This window comes from Methylobacterium sp. BE186 (assembly GCF_031457035.1).
Taxonomy (GTDB): Bacteria; Pseudomonadota; Alphaproteobacteria; order Rhizobiales; family Beijerinckiaceae; genus Methylobacterium; species Methylobacterium segetis.
On record NZ_JAVDVV010000007.1, the window covers coordinates 52,426 to 69,732 of the forward strand.

18 protein-coding genes are annotated in these 17,307 nt (G+C 71.4%); 4 read left to right on the plus strand and 14 right to left on the minus strand.

The annotated features are described in order from the left end of the window. Positions 1-171 precede the first annotated feature (171 nt). From J2X36_RS09780 to J2X36_RS09840, 13 genes are all read right to left on the minus strand, one after another. Positions 172-540, minus strand: a complete 369-nt coding sequence (locus J2X36_RS09780) for a hypothetical protein (protein WP_132255933.1) — start codon at positions 538-540, stop codon at positions 172-174. Continuing rightward, the gene (locus J2X36_RS09785) at positions 521-1,231 is read right to left on the minus strand and encodes a hypothetical protein (protein ID WP_310348985.1); all 711 of its coding nucleotides are present in this window, start codon (positions 1,229-1,231) and stop codon (positions 521-523) included. The genes J2X36_RS09780 and J2X36_RS09785 overlap by 20 nt, the downstream gene beginning before the upstream one ends. Continuing rightward, positions 1,228-2,373, minus strand: a complete 1,146-nt coding sequence (pqqE, locus tag J2X36_RS09790) for a pyrroloquinoline quinone biosynthesis protein PqqE (RefSeq protein WP_132255931.1) — start codon at positions 2,371-2,373, stop codon at positions 1,228-1,230. The genes J2X36_RS09785 and pqqE overlap by 4 nt, the downstream gene beginning before the upstream one ends. Continuing rightward, complete coding sequence (gene pqqC, locus J2X36_RS09795) at positions 2,370-3,455, minus strand: pyrroloquinoline-quinone synthase PqqC (RefSeq protein ID WP_310348989.1); 1,086 nt, start codon at positions 3,453-3,455, stop codon at positions 2,370-2,372. Before pqqC ends, pqqE begins: the two co-directional genes overlap by 4 nt. A 161-nt stretch (positions 3,456-3,616) precedes the next feature. Further along, the gene (gene pqqB, locus J2X36_RS09800) at positions 3,617-4,516 is read right to left on the minus strand and encodes a pyrroloquinoline quinone biosynthesis protein PqqB (RefSeq protein ID WP_310348992.1); all 900 of its coding nucleotides are present in this window, start codon (positions 4,514-4,516) and stop codon (positions 3,617-3,619) included. A 45-nt stretch (positions 4,517-4,561) separates the two neighbouring features. Further along, positions 4,562-4,651: a pyrroloquinoline quinone precursor peptide PqqA gene (gene pqqA / locus J2X36_RS09805; protein ID WP_109896664.1), complete on the minus strand. Its 90-nt coding sequence runs from the start codon at positions 4,649-4,651 to the stop codon at positions 4,562-4,564. 179 nt (positions 4,652-4,830) lie between these two features. Further along, positions 4,831-5,535 carry a response regulator transcription factor gene (locus J2X36_RS09810; RefSeq protein WP_109892360.1) on the minus strand — a complete coding sequence of 235 codons (705 nt, stop codon included), beginning with the start codon at positions 5,533-5,535 and terminating at the stop codon, positions 4,831-4,833. Beyond that, a complete protein-coding gene (locus J2X36_RS09815; protein WP_132255928.1) occupies positions 5,532-7,148 on the minus strand; it encodes an ATP-binding protein in 1,617 nt (538 codons plus the stop codon). The genes J2X36_RS09810 and J2X36_RS09815 overlap by 4 nt, the downstream gene beginning before the upstream one ends. Before the next feature lie 246 nt (positions 7,149-7,394). Continuing rightward, positions 7,395-7,601: a hypothetical protein gene (locus tag J2X36_RS09820; RefSeq protein ID WP_132255927.1), complete on the minus strand. Its 207-nt coding sequence runs from the start codon at positions 7,599-7,601 to the stop codon at positions 7,395-7,397. A gap of 129 nt (positions 7,602-7,730) precedes the next feature. Further along, entirely contained in the window at positions 7,731-8,525 is a 795-nt protein-coding gene (locus J2X36_RS09825) for a formylmethanofuran dehydrogenase subunit C (RefSeq protein ID WP_310348999.1), read from the minus strand. Beyond that, the gene (gene fhcD / locus J2X36_RS09830; RefSeq protein ID WP_132255925.1) at positions 8,522-9,460 is read right to left on the minus strand and encodes a formylmethanofuran--tetrahydromethanopterin N-formyltransferase; all 939 of its coding nucleotides are present in this window, start codon (positions 9,458-9,460) and stop codon (positions 8,522-8,524) included. The genes J2X36_RS09825 and fhcD overlap by 4 nt, the downstream gene beginning before the upstream one ends. Positions 9,461-9,515: 55 nt before the next feature. Further along, a complete protein-coding gene (locus J2X36_RS09835; RefSeq protein ID WP_310349004.1) occupies positions 9,516-11,159 on the minus strand; it encodes a formylmethanofuran dehydrogenase subunit A in 1,644 nt (547 codons plus the stop codon). Beyond that, positions 11,159-12,232: a formyltransferase gene (locus J2X36_RS09840; RefSeq protein WP_310349007.1), complete on the minus strand. Its 1,074-nt coding sequence runs from the start codon at positions 12,230-12,232 to the stop codon at positions 11,159-11,161. Before J2X36_RS09840 ends, J2X36_RS09835 begins: the two co-directional genes overlap by 1 nt. 350 nt (positions 12,233-12,582) lie before the next feature. Between J2X36_RS09840 and J2X36_RS09845 the strand changes: the two genes are divergently transcribed. Then, positions 12,583-13,545: a beta-ribofuranosylaminobenzene 5'-phosphate synthase family protein gene (locus J2X36_RS09845; protein ID WP_310349385.1), complete on the plus strand. Its 963-nt coding sequence runs from the start codon at positions 12,583-12,585 to the stop codon at positions 13,543-13,545. 142 nt (positions 13,546-13,687) lie between these two features. Here the strand turns inward: J2X36_RS09845 and J2X36_RS09850 are convergent, their stop codons facing one another. After that, positions 13,688-13,825, minus strand: coding sequence for a hypothetical protein (locus J2X36_RS09850; RefSeq protein ID WP_165937802.1), 138 nt, complete (start codon positions 13,823-13,825; stop codon positions 13,688-13,690). A 275-nt stretch (positions 13,826-14,100) separates the two neighbouring features. Here J2X36_RS09850 and J2X36_RS09855 point away from each other — a divergent pair, with 275 nt between their 5' ends. From J2X36_RS09855 to mch, 3 genes are read left to right on the plus strand one after another with little or no spacing between them, the layout of a single operon-like run. After that, entirely contained in the window at positions 14,101-14,994 is an 894-nt protein-coding gene (locus J2X36_RS09855) for an NADP-dependent methylenetetrahydromethanopterin/methylenetetrahydrofolate dehydrogenase (RefSeq protein ID WP_132251692.1), read from the plus strand. 25 nt (positions 14,995-15,019) lie between these two features. Further along, positions 15,020-16,228 carry an ATP-grasp domain-containing protein gene (locus tag J2X36_RS09860; protein ID WP_310349012.1) on the plus strand — a complete coding sequence of 403 codons (1,209 nt, stop codon included), beginning with the start codon at positions 15,020-15,022 and terminating at the stop codon, positions 16,226-16,228. Then, positions 16,158-17,132: a methenyltetrahydromethanopterin cyclohydrolase gene (mch, locus tag J2X36_RS09865; protein ID WP_132251688.1), complete on the plus strand. Its 975-nt coding sequence runs from the start codon at positions 16,158-16,160 to the stop codon at positions 17,130-17,132. The genes J2X36_RS09860 and mch overlap by 71 nt, the downstream gene beginning before the upstream one ends. Positions 17,133-17,307: the final 175 nt, after the last annotated feature.

Here is a 17,307-nt window from a genome sequence, read left to right on the forward strand (position 1 = left end):
GCGGGCGAGGGCGGAGGATGTGTCGCTCACGGTAAAACGCGGGGCCCTGCACGAGCGGGGCGTCGCAGCCCCGGAAGCGCCCGGGTTTGGACGAAAGCGGCCGGGGAGGCAACGGGGAAGGGCCACGCGACGATGGCCCGTTCCCGAGAGTGGCGCGGGGTGCCGGCTCGCTCAGCCGCGGAAGCAGCGGATCTCCGCCTCGGCCTGGGCGCGGCGCAGTTCCGCGACCTTGTCGTCGAACATCTTGGTCGACCGGAACTCGTTCGAGCGCTGGCCGATGCCCTGGCGCATGGACAGAACCGTGCTCGCCTGCACGTACTTGTCGTAGGGCAGGATCGAGGCGAGGGCGTCGAGGGAGCAGGAGCAGCGCTGGAGCGCCTCGCGGGTCTGCCCATTCGCCGCCATGCAGCCGAACACGTAGTCGGCCCGCGCCTCGGTCGGGTAGTCGTTCTCGAGATCCGCAGCCGCGAGACCCGGCCCGACCAGAGCCGCGAGAACGAGCCCCGCGAACGCGCCGCGCTCAGCCAGCTTTCTGATCATAGCTCAACCGCTCCTCGAGGAGTTCGCCGCCCTCGGCGTTCTTGGACTGGGCCTCGATCGAGACCAGCTCGCCCGGCACGGCCGGCGAGGTGACGAAGGTGTAGGTCATGTTCGCCATGCCGCGCATCCGGTCGGCGAGCTTGTCGCCCTCGAAGGGCTTGGTCTGGATGCGCCAGCCGTCGACTTCCTGACCCTGGTAGGTCACCTTCGTCGGGGTCACTGTGGCGCCGTCGCGCAGGCCCTTGCGGATCGCGTTCTTGAGATAGCGCGGGTTCGCCTCCAGCACCTTGGCGAGCGCCATCAGGTGATGCTCCAGGAAGAGCGTCATGACCGGATTGCCCGGCATGTCCTCGAAGGGGCCGGCCGGAAAGCGGTTCTGGCCCGAGAACATCTCGACGCGGATGGTGCGGTCGTCGGCGCCCTTGCCGGGCTCGAGCTTCAGCTTGATCGTGTCGTTGAGGGTCGGCCCGAACGGCCCCTTGGCGATGCCGGAGCGGCGCAGATACGCGTAGGTGAGCGTCGTGCCGGGCGTGGTGTTCTTCATCTGCGGCTGCTCGAAGAGCAGGTCGGCGGCGGCCGGCGGGCTTCCGGCATTGACCTTCTCGGCGGCGGGCGCTTGCGCCGGCGCCGTTTGAGCGAGCACGGGCGCGGCGAGCAGGACGAGACAGGCCGCGGTCGTCAGGATCCTCACAGCTTCGCTTCCTCCTTCAGCGGCGACCGGACGTTGCTGCCGATCGTCCGATAGACGTAGTCGGGCGGGTTCTCCGCCGCCTCCTCCGCTGCCAGCGCCCGCACCTTGGCGTGGAGCGGAGAGAGCGAGCAGGCCGGGTCGGTCGCCGCCGCGTCGCCCGCCAGCGCGAGCGCTTGGCAACGGCACCCGCCCCAATCCTTCTCCCGGCGGTCGCAGGAGCGGCAGGGCTCCTGCATCCAGTCGGTGCCGCGATAGGCGGTGAAGGCGGGGGAGTTCGCCCAGATGTCGCCCAGCGAATGCTCCGTCACGTACCAGAACTCAAGGTGCGAAATCGTCTCGGCCGCGTGGCAGGGCAGAACCTTCCCCTGCGGCGTGACGTTCATCAGCTTGCGGCCCCAGCCGCCCGCGCAGGCCTTCGGGTATTTCGCGTAGTAATCCGGCACGACGAGATCGATGACGAGCTGGCCCTTCAGGCGCTCGCGGGCCGCCTCGACGATGCGGATCGAGGCGTCGACGTCGGCCTTGTTGGGCATCAGGGAGGCGCGGTTCACGTAGGCCCAGCCGTAATACTGGGTGTGGGCCACTTCGAGCCGCTTGGCGCCGAGCTTCACCGCGAGGTCGATGAACCCCTCGACCTCGTGGATGTTGCCGCGGTGGATCACGGAATTGAGCGTCAGCGGCAGGCCGAGGCTCGTCACCTTCTCGGCGAAGAGCATCTTCTGAGGCTGCGCGTTCTTCAGCCCGCCGATCTTCTCGGCATTCGCCGCGTCGACCCCCTGGACCGAGAGCTGCACGTGGTCGAGCCCGACATCGTAGAGGGCCTGGAGCTTGTCGAGCGCCCCGCCGACCCCCGAGGTGATCAGGTTCGAGTAGAGGCCGAGCTTCGCGCAGGTCTCGGTGATCTCGACGATGTCGTTGCGGGCCGTCGGCTCGCCGCCGGAGAGGTGAACGTGGAGCACGCCGAGCGCAGCGGCCTCCGTCAGCACCCGCTGCCACGTCTGCGTGTCGAGCTCGCGCGAGCGGCGGTCGAGCTCCAGCGGATTCGAGCAATAGGGGCAGCGCAGGGGGCAGCGGTGGGTCAGCTCGGCCAGGAGCCCGACCGGGGCAGGGACCGCTTGACGGCTCGGCGTGATCGCGTTCATCGCTCCAGCACCCTCTTGGTCGCGAGGTCGTTCAGCATCACGAGGATGTCGGCCTCGATCAGCTTCGGGTCGGCGGCGTAGGTCTCGCCGAGCTTGATCGCGATATCCGTGACCGTCCGGCTGCCGTCGACGAGGCTGAGGACGGCGACCGCGTTGTCGTCGAGGTCGAAGGTCCGCTCGGGCGCGAGCAGGACGTGCTTCTGCCGCGTCTCGTCGAAGCGCATCCGGACGCCGCGGGGCAGGCGCGGGACGTCGCCGGCCTCGACCTTGCCGGTGCCGGCCGCCTGCGGGACGGCCGCAATCTCGGCCACCAGACCCTCGCCCGGGCGCCACGCGTCGGGCGGGGTCATGCCGGGCGCGACATAGGCGAAATAGAGGGCGTCGAGCTGCGTCCAGAGGACGTTGCACTTGAAGGTGAGGGCCGCCATCGCCTGCCGCTGCAGGGCCGGGGTGGTGGCGTGCTGCTTCACGTAGTCGAGGGCGAAGTCCGCGTCGCGCGGGGCCTGGGTCAGGCGCTTGTCGAAATAGGCGAGCGTGTCCTTCGTGATGAAGTCGTAGTTCTTCAGCATGCCCGAGACGCGCTCGGAGATGATCGTCGGCGAGAACATCTCGGTGAGCGAGGAGGCGATCGCCTCGAGCAGCGAGCGCTCGGAGACGAAATGCACGTAGGCATCGACCGAAAAGCGGGTCGCCGAGAGGATGCCCTTGGTCGAGAGCACGTAGTCGCGCTCGAAGCCGACGCCCTCGGCAAGCTTCAGCCAGCGCTCGATGCCGCCGTCGCCCGGATGGTCGCCATCGTGATCGACGATGCGCTGGCGCCACACGCGGCGCAGGGACGCGTCCGTCATCCGGGCGAGCACCGCGGCGTCCTTCACCGGGATCATCGCCTGATAATAGTAGCGGTTGAGAGCCCAGGCCCGGACCTGATCCTCGTTCAATTTGCCGTCGTGAAGAAGACGATGGAACGGGTGCAAGTTGTGGTAGCGCTTGGCGCCGATGTCGCGGAGCGCCGCCTCCAGTTCCTCGGGGCTGAGCAGCCGCTGGGTCTCGTCGGCAGCGGGGGTCGGGAAGGCTGCGGTCATGGCGTATCCAAGCGTCCGTCTTCGAGTCGCGTTTCCTGGAACCGTTATCAAGATGGGGCGGGGCGGGCCGATGAGCCACCGCCTCATCCGCGCGATTATATCGCGTCCAATATAAACCTTCTGCACTAAAATTCCAATCCGGCACTCGCCGGACGGATGATTCAGAGCGTCAGCGCGAGCCCGTCATGGCCAACCGTCCAGCCAGCGGACTCGACGTCCGCGCGCTCGGACGAGCCCTCGACCAGGACCGGGTTCGTGTTGTTGATGTGCACGAAGATGCGTCGGCCGATGGCGACCGGAGCGAGCGCCTCCACGGAGCCACCCTCGCCGCGCATCGGCACGTGGCCCATGCGCCACCCCGTCTTGGTGCCGACGCCGGCCCGGATCATGTCGTCGTCGTGCAGCACGGTGCCGTCGAACAGGAGCGCGTCGACGCCCTCGATCCGCGCCCTCAGGCCGTCGGTGACGCGGGCGCAGCCGGGGATGTAGGCGAGGCGCTTGCCCCCCGCCTCGATCATGGCGCCGACCGTGGTCTCGGTCTCGGCGCCGATCTGCATCGTCTCGTCCTCGAGCCAGAGCGGCACCTTGCCCGGCACGGAGAAGAGGGTGACGGAGAGGCCCGCGACGGGCTCGAAGGTCTGATCGAGCGAGATCGCCTCGCGCCTCACGACGTCGGCCGCCATCACGTCGAAGACGCGGTTGTCGTTGACCGAGCCGAGGATCCCGTTCGTGCCGTAGAGGGTGAAGGGCTGTCCCTCGCGCAGGGTCAGCAGCCCGGTCACATGGTCGACGTCGCCGTTCGTGAGGAGGACGGCGCGGATCGGCGAGTGGCGCAGGCCCTCGCGCGGATGCAGCACGGGATTGTCGAAGAGTTGCTGCCGGATGTCCGGCGAGGCATTCACCAGGAGCCAGTCGGTTCCGTCAGGGGAGACCGCGATGCTCGACTGGGTGCGCGGCCTGACGCGCTCCGGCTCGGCTCGCGCGAGCGAGCAGATGGGGCAGCGGCAATTCCACTGAGGAAGGCCGCCGCCGGCAGCCGAACCGAGGATCACGACACGCATGGAAAGCTCTCACGCAGCCTGCGACCCTCGGTCCGGCGCATCACCTTAGTGGAAGGTGTCGATCTCGGCCGACTCGTAGCTCGTGACTTCCATGCCGACGCAGATCTCGGAAACGACGGGGGCTGCCCACTTCATGGTGTTTCTCCAAGTTCTTTTCGATCGCCAATCCCTTTCGAAACCTCCTTAAGAGGATCCTAAGATACTGACGGCGCAGTGATTTCTGCTGCGCGAGCTATATCGGCAATTCCGGCCGACTCTTCAAGCGCTAAATTGCCAGATGCTCCCAGAAATGCACCGTCACGAGGCCGCGAGGATCAATGTCGGTAGTCCTGCCCGCGCAGGTCGAGCATGAACCCGCGGCCGCGCACGGTGACCAGGATTGGGCCGCCGAACCGCACGAAATCCGCCATCTTGGATCGGAGGTAACCCACGTAGACATCGACGACATTCAGGGACAGGCCGCCCTGGCTCGCCCACAGCTTGTCGAAGATGTCGCCACGCGAGACGGGTTTGTTCGCCTGGTCCATCAGCATGGCGAGGAGTTCCGCTTCGCGGGGCGTGAGGCGTGCTGACGCATCCCCGAAATTCATCTGCCGGGTGTTGAGGTCGAGGGTGAGCTTGCCGGCAGTGACGATGGTCCGCGGCTCGTCCGATTCCTTTCGGCGGAGAAGGTGGGTGCGGAGCCGGGCGACGAGCTCGTCGAAGACGAACGGCTTCACGATGTAGTCGTCCGCCCCGAGCGCCAGTCCCTCCGCGCGGTCGCGCACCTCGTCGCGGGCGCTGAGAAACAGGATCGGGCCGGGATAGCCGCCCTCGCGCAGCGACCGGCAGACGTCATGGCCGGACCCGTCCGGCAGGGTGATGTCGAGGACGACCGCCTCCGGCGCGTCGTCCCGGGCGGCGGTCAGGGCGTCCCCGACGCAGCCCGCCATGCCGACGGAGAAGCCCTCGGCCTCCAAACCGCGGGCCAGCATGGCGCGGATGTCGCTGTCATCCTCGACGATCAGTACCCGCGTCATGCGGCGCTCTCCCGTGTGTCCCGCCCCTGATTCTCGACGTCGGCGAGGTCGAGGGCGGGCAGGGTCAGCGTCACCCGCGCGCCCCGTCCGCCCTCGCCCCGCCCGAGGCGGATCGTCCCATCATGATGCTCAATCACCCACCGCGCCAGTGCCAAGCCGATGCCGAAACCCGTCTCCGCCGGACGGTCCCCGCGCCGGAAGCGCTCGAACAGCTCGGCCTCCGACGCCCCGAAGCCCGGCCCGTCGTCGCTGACCGTGATGGTCGCGTGGCCGGGCGCGACCTCTTCGGCGCGCAGGGCCACCGTGACGCGCGTCGCGCCGGTGGCATGCCGCAGGGCGTTGTCGATCAGGCTCTCCACCACCTGCCGCAGCCATTCCCGGTCGGCCAGCACCTCGCAATCCCGCGAGCCCGGCTCCAGGTCGAGGGCGACGCGGCGGCGCGCGGCCTCGGAGGCGGCGTTGTCCACGGCCTCGGCGAGGATCGAGGCCACGCTGACGGCGCGGCGCTCCAGCTCGATCTGGCCCGATTCCGAGCGGGCGACCCGCAGCAGATCCTCCACCCGCAGCTTCAGGCGCTGGGCCCGCTTGCGGATGGTGGCGAAGACGGGTCCGTAATCGACGCTGCGCCCGGCCTGCCGGGCGGCGAGGTCGCACTCGCCGAGGATGACGGTGAGCGGCGTGCGCAATTCGTGGCTGACGTCGGCGAAGAAGCGGCGGCGGGACCGGTCGACCGCCTCCAGCCGCGCGTTGGCGGCGCGCAGATCGGCGGTGCGCGCCTCGACCGTGTCCTCCAGCGCGGCCCGGTCGGCCGCGAGGCGGCCCTCGCGCCGGGAGAGGCGGGCGGCCATGCGGTTGAAGTTCGCGACGAGCAGGCCGAGCTCGTCGCGGGTCGCCACCGAGAGCCGCGTGTCGAGTTCGCCCCCGCCCACGGCACCCGCGGCCTTCCGGATCGCGGCGATGCGTGCGAGCGTCGGGCGCGTCACCGAGCGGTAGAGCACGAACACGATCCCGAAGGCGACGAGCACGGCCGCCCCGGCGGCGAGGCGCAGGCGCTGCGACAGCGCGCGGGCCTGCTCGGAACCGAGCACCATGGTGCGCCGCTCGGCCTCGATCAGGAAGGAGAGGGGCTGGCCCGTCATGGCGCCGAAGCCGTTGAGCGCGCCCTTGATGCCGTTCTTGCGCGCCTCCGGGTCGAGTTGCCGCTCGATCTGCGCGACCTGCCGGTCGAGGATCACCCGGGCGGCCCTGATCTGGGACATGGGCCGGGTGCGGGCCGCGTATTGCGTCCGGTCGAGCGGGTCGTTCGTGGCGATGATCGTGGCGGCGAGCGCCTCGTCGACGGCGGTCAGCGCCCGGTCGACGTTGGTGCGGGCGATCGAGAAGGTTTCCGGCTGCGCCTCGGAGCCGCTCACCGTCTCGAGGGCGGCGAGGCCGAACTGGGTCAGGCGGCCGGACAGTTCCGCGAGGAGTTCGAGCCGGTGCTGGGCGGCGAGCGTCCGGTCGAGGGTGCTCTCGGTCGCCGCGATCGACCAGAGCGCGCCGGCGGCCGCGAGGACGACGAGCAGGGCGGAGCTGCCCAGCAGCAGCGCGAAACGGACCTTGAGCGAGCGCATCGACCCCATACCCCGCCGCCCGGACCTTGCGGGGGCCGGCGGCGCGGCCGGAGAGTGTCACCGACGCCGCGCGAGGCCAAGGGGCGGATCACGACGACGACAGCTTCATTCCCGAACGATCGTTGCCCGGTGTCGGGGCGGTGCGCCGGCTCGCTCGATCGCCGAAACCCGGCGTCGCCCCAATTCGCGATCGTGTCGACCCGCCGGACGCGCCGACGCGCTCGAGCGAAATTCGAGTGCTGCTCCTCACAGATCCTTCGGCTGGCTGCCGCGGGCCGCGCAGCGCCAGCGCTCGACGTGCCATTCGGGATGCGCCGCCTGCCACGTGGCGAGCGCGCTCTGCGAGTGGCGCAGGCAGATGAACGGGTTCGTCGCCTCGTAGGACAGGTTGATCCGATCCTCGCGGCAGGTGGTCGGCTGCGCGAGGAGGCAGATCGAGAGCAGGATCATCATGGGCGGGCCTCGTCGTGGGCGGAGGGAACCCGACGCGCCCGTGCTTCGCGCGAAGCCGGCTCAGGTTCTGCCGCCCATAAATGAGGCGGCCGGGCGCGCCGGCCAGCCCCCGCGGCAGGTCGGCAGGGCCTAAGCCGCGGCCCAGATCTCGCCCTTGCCGAGGGTCGCGAGGTCGCCCGAGTAGCGCTTCAGCGCGCCCGCCGCGAGGTCGGCATGGGCCGGGCTCACGCCCCGCAGCGAGCGGGCGAGGAGGCGCAGGAAGACGAGGTCGTGGCTGCCCGTCTCGACGAAGGTCGGGCTCATCGCGCCGTGGCTGCCGACGAGCAGCGTGCCGCGACGCATGCCGAAGCCGGGATGATCACCGACCGCGAGCGCCGCGATCGTGCCCGCGATCATGCGTGCGCCGGCGTGATGTCCCGCCTCACCCGCGACGAGGAGGCCGCGCCGCATCCGGTCGCCGAGATGGTCGCCGGCCCGGCCCTTGATCACCAGGGTCGCCCCGTCGAGCCCGGCCTTCGCCGCGTAGACCGCGCCGCCCGCGTGGTCGCCGGCATCACCCTCGATCGTGATCGTGCCGCCGGTGGCGCCGCTGCCGGCGAAGGGCCCCGCATTGCCGGCCACGGTGAGCGTGCCGCCCGCCATGCCCTCGCCGAGGCGCTGGCCGACATCGCCCGCGACGCGGATCGTGCCCCCGGACAGGGCGGCGCCGACCCGGTCGAGCCGCTCCGAACCGCCCTCGATCGTGAGCGTGTCGGATCCGTCGAGGCTCACCGAGAAACAATCGCCGAGGGTGAGGCCCCGGCGGCTCGTTCCGACCGGGAGCTTGGCCACCTCGATCTCGGACAGCTTCGCGAGGGCGAGCGGGTTGATGCTGTGGAAGTCGAGGCGCTCGGGCGGAGCCTCGCGCAAGGTCAGGACGCTCATGCTGCACCCGGTTTCGTGAGGAGGTCCCGGAGGTGGTAATGGTGGCGCCCGAGATTGCCGCCGTAATTGCCGGCCGTGACCGCCACGAGCCCGTGGCTCGCACCCACCTCGGTCGCCGCGTGGAGCGCCGCACGCATCGACTCGGCCACCCCCTGCGAGGTGAGCGCGTCGATCACGATCTCCAGCACCACGCCGCAATCGGGCGGCAGGGCCGAGCCGGCGCGTCCTTTCAGCGTCGGGCAATAGGCATCGTTGGTCGAGGCCATCATCCCCTTGGTGCGGCCGCCGACCTTCGAGCCGGAGCGCACCACGCCGCCGGGAAACGGCAGGATCGCGCCGGGCACGGACTTCGCCGCCTCGACCGCGATCTCGGCGACCTTGAGCGTGTCGGCGTGCTTGCGGCCGAGGAACAGGAGGTTTCCGCCGCCCACCGCGCCGTCGACCGCCCGGGTCGAATCCTCGCACAGGAACTCGCCGTCCATGACCGGGATGCGCCAGTACCGGCGCGCCTTGCCCTGCGCGTCGGTCAGCCGCTTGGCCACCGCGAAGCCGTCGCCGAAATAGCGGATCGCGCCGCCGAGCTTGATCTTCGTCGGCCCCTCGACGCCGGCGTAGCAGGCGGTGCCGGGGCAGGTGAGGATGCACTGCCCGACGCGCTTGAGGAGCTGCTCCTTGAGCCCGTTCGGCTCGAAGCCGAAGAGCAGGATGCGCACGCCCGGGCGCCCGTCCGGCGTCTCCTCGGGGGAGAGTTCGGCGTCGATGCCGGCCTCGGCGCCGCAGCCGATCACCGAGGTGGCGAAGCCCGTCATCACGGTGGCGGCGATCATCGCCCATTTGGGCGTGTCGTTGGTGACGATGATCGCGGTGCCGGCCACGTCGAACGCCTCGGCGAAGGTGTCCTCGACCGGGATGCCGTTGAGGGAGAGGTCAGCCATCGTCAGACTTCGATCCGGTCGTGCGGGGTGCCGTCCTGCGGACGGAGGGCGGTTCTCAGGCGCGGCATGCCACCTCCTCGAACACGTCGGCGACGGGGAAGGCCGCGTCCGGCACGGCGAAGCTGGCGAGCCCCTGGCCGTAGCGGTCCTGCAGGTAGGTGTCGGTGCGCCGCTCCATCGCCTTGTCGGACTCGACCGTGAGTTCGAGCGTGCGTCCGGCGCGCCAGTCGACGATCTCGCCCTCCTCGACGATCGGCACGCCGTCCTTCAGCACGAGCTTCGCCCGCGCGAACATCGCCGTGCGGTCGCGGTCGTCGCGGTAGATCGCGACGTCGGCCCGCGCGCCCTCGCGCAGGTGACCCCGGTCGGTGAGGCCCAGCAGCTTGGCCGGTCCCGAGCGGGTGAGCTTCGCGATCTCGGAGAGCGTGTATTCCCGCTCGATGCCCGGCAGCGAGGAGCGTTCGCCCACCACCTTCGGCAGGGTCGCGATCTCGCGGTCCCGCTCCTCCTTGTCCATCAGGAGGTGGATGATGCGCGGGTATTCCGTGAAGGGGCCGCCATTCGGGTGGTCGGTCGTCAGGATCGTGCGCTCCGGGTCGCCCGAGAGCAGCATCAGCTCCAGGCCGATCGCCCATTGCAGCGAGCTCGTTGGGCCGCGCGGCCGGTAGAGGAAGGGCACCACGCCGCCCCCCTCCGCATCGCCCGCGTTGAGGATCCACTTCTTCGGGTTGGCGCCCTTCCGGCCCGCGAACTGGCGCAGGATGTCGAGGGAGATCGTCACCGTCTGCCCGAACACCACCTGCCCGACGTCGAAGGTCGCGTTCGGGTGCGCCTCCATCGCCTGCGTCAGGCGCTCCGCAGCCGAGCGGAAGCCGCCCGTCATCGGGTTCTCGGGGTCGACCACGCCGTAGGCGTAGAACTGGGCGTGGGCGAAGTGGATGCGCCGCCCCTCCGCCGCCTCCAGCGTCGCCACGAAGGACTCGTCGGCGCCGGGGAGCCCGAGATTGTTGCAATGGACGTGCAGCGGGTGCGGCACGCCGATCTCCTCGACGGCGTCGAGGAGCGCGCTCATGATCTTGCGGGTCGAGAGCCCGTAGGTCGGGATCTCGTCGTCCAGGCTGAGCTTGAGCGCGCCGTCCTTGAAGGCGGAGGCGCCGCCGGCATTGATGCACTTCACTCCGAGCGCCCGCGAGGTCGCCGTGTTGAGCGCCACGAGGTCCCGCACCGCCGCCTTGCCCTCGCGGTCGCGCAGGAGCTGGAGCAGGTGGTCGTCGTTGCCCATCACGCAGAGCGCGCCCCGGTCGAGGAGCGGGATGTCGGCGAGTTCGAGCTGGGTCGCCAGCGCGTTGACCGGCGGCATCGCGGGCTCGACGGCGGTGGTGTAGCCCATCCGCGCGTAGTTCGCGCCGATCCAGGCGGCCGAGCCGCCCGCATGCGCGAAGGGATGGCCTTCGGGGGCGGCCTCGCTGACGTAGAGGTCGGGCAGGAGGAGCCGCGAGAGCACGACGTTGCCGCCCGCGATGTGCGAATGGACCTCGACGCCGCCCGCCATCACGACGCAGCCCGACGCGTTGACCGTGCGGTCGGGCGCGCGCTCGGAGGGCGCGACGACGCGGCCGTTCTCGATCCAGACGTCGCCGACGGCGTCGCGGCCGGCCGTCGGATCGACGACCCGTCCACCTGTGATCCGGATCAGCATCAGGCGCCCTTCTGTTCGGTGAGGCGGTCGCGGATGCGGCCGAGCACGTCCGCGGCGCTCGGCGCGCCCGCGGCGGCATCCTTGGCCGCGAAGTACGTCAGGGCGGCGCGGCCCTCGTTCCAGAGCACGCCGTCCGCGCTCTCGCCCGGCACGCCGACCGCGATGACGATCTCGGCCGTGCCCGCCGCGGCCTCGGGGCTGCCCTCGCCGACGAGGGCGATCGCGGGCAGGCTGCCGAGCCAGTCCGGGAGCGGGGCGGGCAGGGCGCCGAGCCAGAGCGCGGCGTCGGCCTCGCCCGCCGCGACCTGGCGGGCGGCGTCGAAGCGCCAGGGATCGTGCTCGGGCAGGCCGCGCCCGAAGCCGACGCGGGGCGCCTGCCCCGTCGTCCAGGCCGAGAGCTGCACGACCGCCCGGTCCTGGCCGGGGGCGTCGGAGACGGACAGCGCGAAGAAGCGCGTCGACTCGTTGATCTCCTTGACGAGGCCCTGGAGCATCTCGACGCCCATCTCCCCGATCTCGGACGGATCGTAGAGGGCGACGCCGAACTGCGCCGCGTAGAGGCGCTTGGCGAGGTCGGCATAGGGTGCCTCGCCCGCAAGATGGCCCTTGGCGAAGGCGCGCAGCTGGCCGAGCGAGACGGCGAGGCCGCCGGGCTCCGCCGCGTAGGTCTGGGTGGCCGCATTCCCCCGGCCGCCGAGGGCGAGGAGGCTGCGCACCGCGCCCGCCGCCCGGCCGCGGCTCGGGCCGGCGGCGGCGATGGCCTGGAGGACGGGGCTGCGCCAGGGTGCCTCGCCGACGACGAGGACGACGTCGGCCCGTCCAACGGCCTCGGCGGGCGTCGTCGTCATGGCGCCGGTGCGGCTGAGCGAGCCGAGCTCGGCATAGGTCCCGGCGGCGCCCGCCGTGTCGACCGAGGCGCCGGCGGCCGCCGCCAGATGATAGGCGGCGCGGATCGCCGCGAGGTCGGCCGACAGGCCCGCTACAACCGGAGCGTGTGACGCGGCGAGGAGCGCGGCGGCCGCCTCGATGGCCGTACCCGCATCCGTCGCGCTCCCCTTCACCCAGGCAGCCATCCGACCTCCCTCGCATTCGAATTGGAGCACCGCGGGGTCGGCTGAGGCCGCAGGGCCTCGCGCGACCGGTCGGGACCCGGGGTCCTCGTCGGCCGATGCACGGGGGCGCACGTTTGCATCGGTCAAAGCCGGCAAGCAAGAGCCGCCGCCGGTTTTCCGCGGGTCGCGGGATCCGCCATGTGGATCGGGCGAGGTGGATCGGACCCTGGGGATCGGAGGTTGCCCCGCACGGGCGCTCCGGTAGAAAGACCGGGCGAATTCCAGCAGATGCGGCGGGGCGGCGCCCGGACGGGAGAGGATCTGAGGTGACGGCACTCCCGGACCGGCCGCTTCGTGCGAGGCAGGACGCGATCGGCGAAAGCGGCCCCGCCGAGGCCGCGTCGGTGCGCGTGCGCGCCCCGGCCCGCCTGCATTTCGGGTTCCTCGATCTCCATGGCGGGCTCGGGCGCCGCTTCGGCAGCATCGGGCTCGCCGTCGATGCCCCCGCCGTCGATCTGGTCGCGAGCCATGCCGCCACCCTCTCGGCCGAGGGCGAGGAGGCGGAGCGGGTGCTGGCCTATGCCCGCGCCGCGGCCGGCCATCTCGGCGTGCCGGGGGCGGCCGCCTTCCGCGTCGAGGAGGCGATCCCCGCCCATGCCGGCTTCGGATCGGGCACGCAGCTCGCCCTCGCTGTGGCGGCCGCGCTCGCCCGGCTCCACGGCCGGGTCTTCGACCCGCAGGATTTCGCCGACGCCCTCGACCGCGGCAACCGCTCCGGCGTCGGGCTGGCCGCCTTCACGGAGGGCGGCCTGATCGTGGACGGGGGCCGCGACGCGAGCGGCAGCCCGCCCCCGGTCATCGCGCGGCTGCCCTATCCGGAGGCGTGGCGCGTCATCCTGATCCTCGATGCGAGCATGACGGGGGTGCACGGCAAGCGCGAGGTCGAGGCGTTCCGCGATCTGCCGCGCTTCCCCGAGGGCGAGGCCGCCGAGATCTGCCGCACTGTCCTGATGCAGGTGATGCCCGCCGTGGTGGTGGCCGATGCCGACGCGTTCGGGGCAGGGATCACCGCGATCCAGCGCCGGATCGGCGACCATTTCGCCCCGCACCAGGGCGGGCGCTACGCGAGCCCGGCCGTTGCCGAGGCGCTCTCCGTCATCGCGGATCGCGGCGTGGCCGGCTACGGGCAGAGTTCCTGGGGGCCGACCGGCTTCGCCCTGCTGCCGTCCGAGGCGGAGGCCCGCGCCCTGGTCGCCTCCCTGGAGCGGCCGGGCCCCCTGCGCTTCGTGATCGCGCAGGGCCGCAACACGGGCGCGAGCGTGGACGCGACCTGAGACCGGCGCGACGGGCTCCCTCTCCCGTTCGGGAGAGGGTTGGGGCGAGGGGTGTGAGCTCTCCGGAATGACCTGATCCCTCACCCGGTCCGCCTGCGGCGGACGCGACCTCTCCCGGACGGGAGAGGTGGATCCGGGCCGGTCAGCCCTTCTTGATGATCGGCGCGGGCTCGACCGGCGCGGGCGGCGGCTTCGGCGCGCAGGCCGTCGCGGCCAGCGCCAGGGCGGCCGCGATGGCGCCGAGGATGATCTGCTTCGAGGTGGGATACAAGGTCGTCACGGTCGTCTCCAGAATTGGACCGTGGGCAAACCTATCGAGGACGCGTCCGCCTGATTGTGCATTCTTGCAACGCGGTATGAAAAACAGTCGTTGAAATTTGAATATTTCGAATGCGCAATTGCCGGAAGATCCCGGGCTGTCGGCCGCCCCATGGCGGCTCGCGCGATACGTTTTCCTGGGACATGGCGCTTGACCCGGCCCTGCCGGAGGGTTTTTGACCTGTCGCGAGGCACGGCGCGTCCGGCGGCGGCCGATCTCGGAGGAGAAGACCGAACATGGCGCGCTCGATCCTGCACATGCTCACGCCCCTCAAGCACATGAGCCCCTTCGACGTGAACATGGCCGTCGATGCCGGCTTCGAGACCATCGTCACCTACACGGGCGTCGACCTCGCCGACGTCGTCTCCCTGACGCAGGACTCGATCTTCTCCCGCGCGCCGCAGGACGGCACGCGCACCGGCCTCTTCATCGGCGGCAAGAACGCCGAGGACGCCCTCGACATGGTGGACCGGGCGAAGAAGGCGTTCGTGCCGCCCTTCGCCAACCACGTCTTCGCGGACCCGGCCGGCTCCTTCACCACCGGGGCCGCCATGGTGGCCGAGGTCGCCCGGGCGCTCCGCTCGAAGTTCGGCACGGACCTCAAGGGCAAGCGCATCGTCATCTTCGGGGGCGCCGGCGTCGTCGCCTACGTGGCGGCGGTGATCGGCGCGCTCGAAGGGGCCAAGTCCGTGCTCGTCGGCCATGACGGCGAGGAGCGCGTCTCGAAGATCGCCTTCACGATGAAGTGGCGCTTCGGCATCGAGGTCGGCGCCGTCGACGGCTCGACGGTCGAGGCGCGCCGCGCCGCGATCCGGGATGCCGAGGTGATCCTCTCGGCCGGCCCCGCCGGCATCCCGATCCTGTCGGCGGAGGATCTCGAATCCGCCCCGAAGCTGCTGGTTGCCTCGGACGTCAACGCGGTGCCGCCCGCGGGCATCGCGGGCATCGACGTCAACGCCGTCGACGTGGCCCTGCCGACCGGCAAGGGGCTCGGCATCGGGGCGCTCGCCGTCGGCAACGTGAAGTACCAGACGCAGTGCCGGCTGTTCCGCCGGATGCTCGATTCCTCCGAGCCCCTCTGCCTCGATTTCCGCGACGCCTACGCGCTCGCCGTCGAGATCGCGGGCTGACGCCGAAGGCTCAGGCGCGTCCGTCGTGGCCGGGGAGGCCCTCCTCGTCGCCGCCCAGTCAGGCCGGGCGCTCGCCGAGAGCGCGCGGCGGGCGGGCCTCCGCCCCTTCGTCGCCGACCTGTTCGGCGATGCCGATACCCTCGATCTCGCGGAGGCGTATCGGCCGCTGCCCGGCCGCTTCGGCACCGGGCGCCTCGGCGGCGGCGCGCTGCTCGCCGCCCTCGAGGCGCTGGCGGAGCGCGCGGGGCCGCGCTGCCTCGGGGTGGTGCTCGGCTCCGGGCTCGAAGGCGCGCCGGACCTGATGGCGGAGATCGCCCGGCGCCACCGCCTGATCGGGGCGGCGCCCGAGGCGGTGGCGACGCTGAAGGACCCGCTCGGTTTCGCGGCTCTGTGCGCGCGGCTCGCGATCCCGCACCCGGCCGTCGCGCGGGAGGCCGTCGACGATCCGGCCAATTGGCTCCTGAAGCGGGCGGGCGGCTCCGGCGGCAGCCACATCCGCGCGGCGACGCGGGGCCGCGCTCCGCAGGGCGCCTATTTCCAGGCCCGGGTGCCGGGCCGGGCCCTCGGCCTGAGCCTGCTGGCGGACGGGCGCGACATCGCGATCCTGGGGTTCACCGAGCAGTGGAGCGCGCCCTCGCGCCTGCGGCCGTTCCGCTACGGCGGGGCGGTGCTGCGCGGCGCGACGGAAACGCCGGCCCTGCCGGCACGCCTGACCGCGGAGATCGCGGGAGCGGTCGCGCGGCTCGCCGCCGAGACCGGCCTGCGCGGGCTCGCCAGCGCCGATCTCCTGTCGGACGGCGAGCGCTGGTGGCTCACCGAGATCAACCCGCGCCCCGGCGCCACCCTCGACATCCTCGACCGGAGCGGGGAGAGCCTGCTCTTGGCGCATGTGTCGGCGAGCGAGGGCCGTCTGCCGCCGCTCGGTGCCCCGCCGGTGGATGCGGCGGCCGCCGAGATCTGTTACGGGGCGCGGGACTACCGCCCGGTGCCGCGGATCGCGTGGCCCGATCATGCCCGCGACCGGCCCCGCGCCGGCACGGACGTGGCCCGGGACGCCCCGCTCTGCACCCTGCTCGCCACGGGCCGGGACGGGGCGGCGGCCCGGGCGGCTTTGCGGGAGAGGGCGGCATGTCTGCACGCCCTCCTCGACCAGGAGGAAACCGATGAGCACGAGTGTGAAGTATCCGAGCGTCAACGCGCTGACGGCGCCCCTGGTGGAGCGCCTCGTCGCTGACGCGGAGGTCTTGCGGCTCGCGGTGACGCAGGAGCCCGGCGGCGCCCGGATGGTGGATGCCGGCGCGAGCGTGCGGGGCTCGATCGAGGCCGGCCGGCGCATGGCGGAGATCTGCCTCGGCGGCCTCGGCACGGTGACGATCAGCCCCTCGGGCCCCGTCTCCTCCTGGCCCTATTCCGTGGTGGTGCACGCCAACGACCCCGTCATCGCCTGCCTCGGCAGCCAGTACGCGGGCTGGAGCCTCGCCGACGAGACGGGTGATTCCGGCTTCTTCGCCCTCGGCTCGGGCCCCGGCCGGGCGGTCGCGGTCGTGGAGGATCTCTACAAGGAACTCGGCTACCGCGACACCGCCTCGAAGACCGCCCTCGTGCTCGAGGCGGCGAGCGGCCCGCCGGCCTCGGTCGTGGCCAAGGTGGCGGAGGCAGCCGGCCTCAGCCCCGAGGACGTGACCTTCATCTTCGCGCCGACGCAGTCGCTCGCCGGCTCGACGCAGGTCGTCGCCCGCGTCCTCGAAGTGGCGCTCCACAAGGCGCACACGGTCGGCTTCGACCTCCACAAGATCGTGGACGGCATCGGCTCGGCCCCGCTCTCGCCGCAGCATCCCGACTTCATCCAGGCGATGGGCCGCACCAACGACGCCATCATCTATGGCGGCCGGGTGCAGCTCTTCGTCGAGGCCGACGAGGCGGATGCGCGTCAGCTCGCCGAGCAGCTCCCCTCCACGAACTCGAGCGACCACGGCTCCCCGTTCGCCGAGATCTTCGCCCGCGTGAACGGCGACTTCTACAAGATCGACGGCGCCCTCTTCAGCCCAGCCGAGGTGATCGTCACCTCCGTCAACACCGGCAAGAGCTTCCGCGGCGGCCGCCTGATGCCGGAACTCGTCGAGGCGTCGTTCGCGTAAGGCGGGCTCCGACCACCTCTCCCGTTCGGGAGAGGTCGAGTCCGCGGCACGCGGACCGGCTGAGGCGTGCGGCCCTACCTGAGATGCCGCACACCCCGACCCAGCCCTCTCCCGAACGGGAGAGGGCGGGCGCCTCCCGCGATCACCCTTTGTCCTCCACCGGAACCCTCCCTCC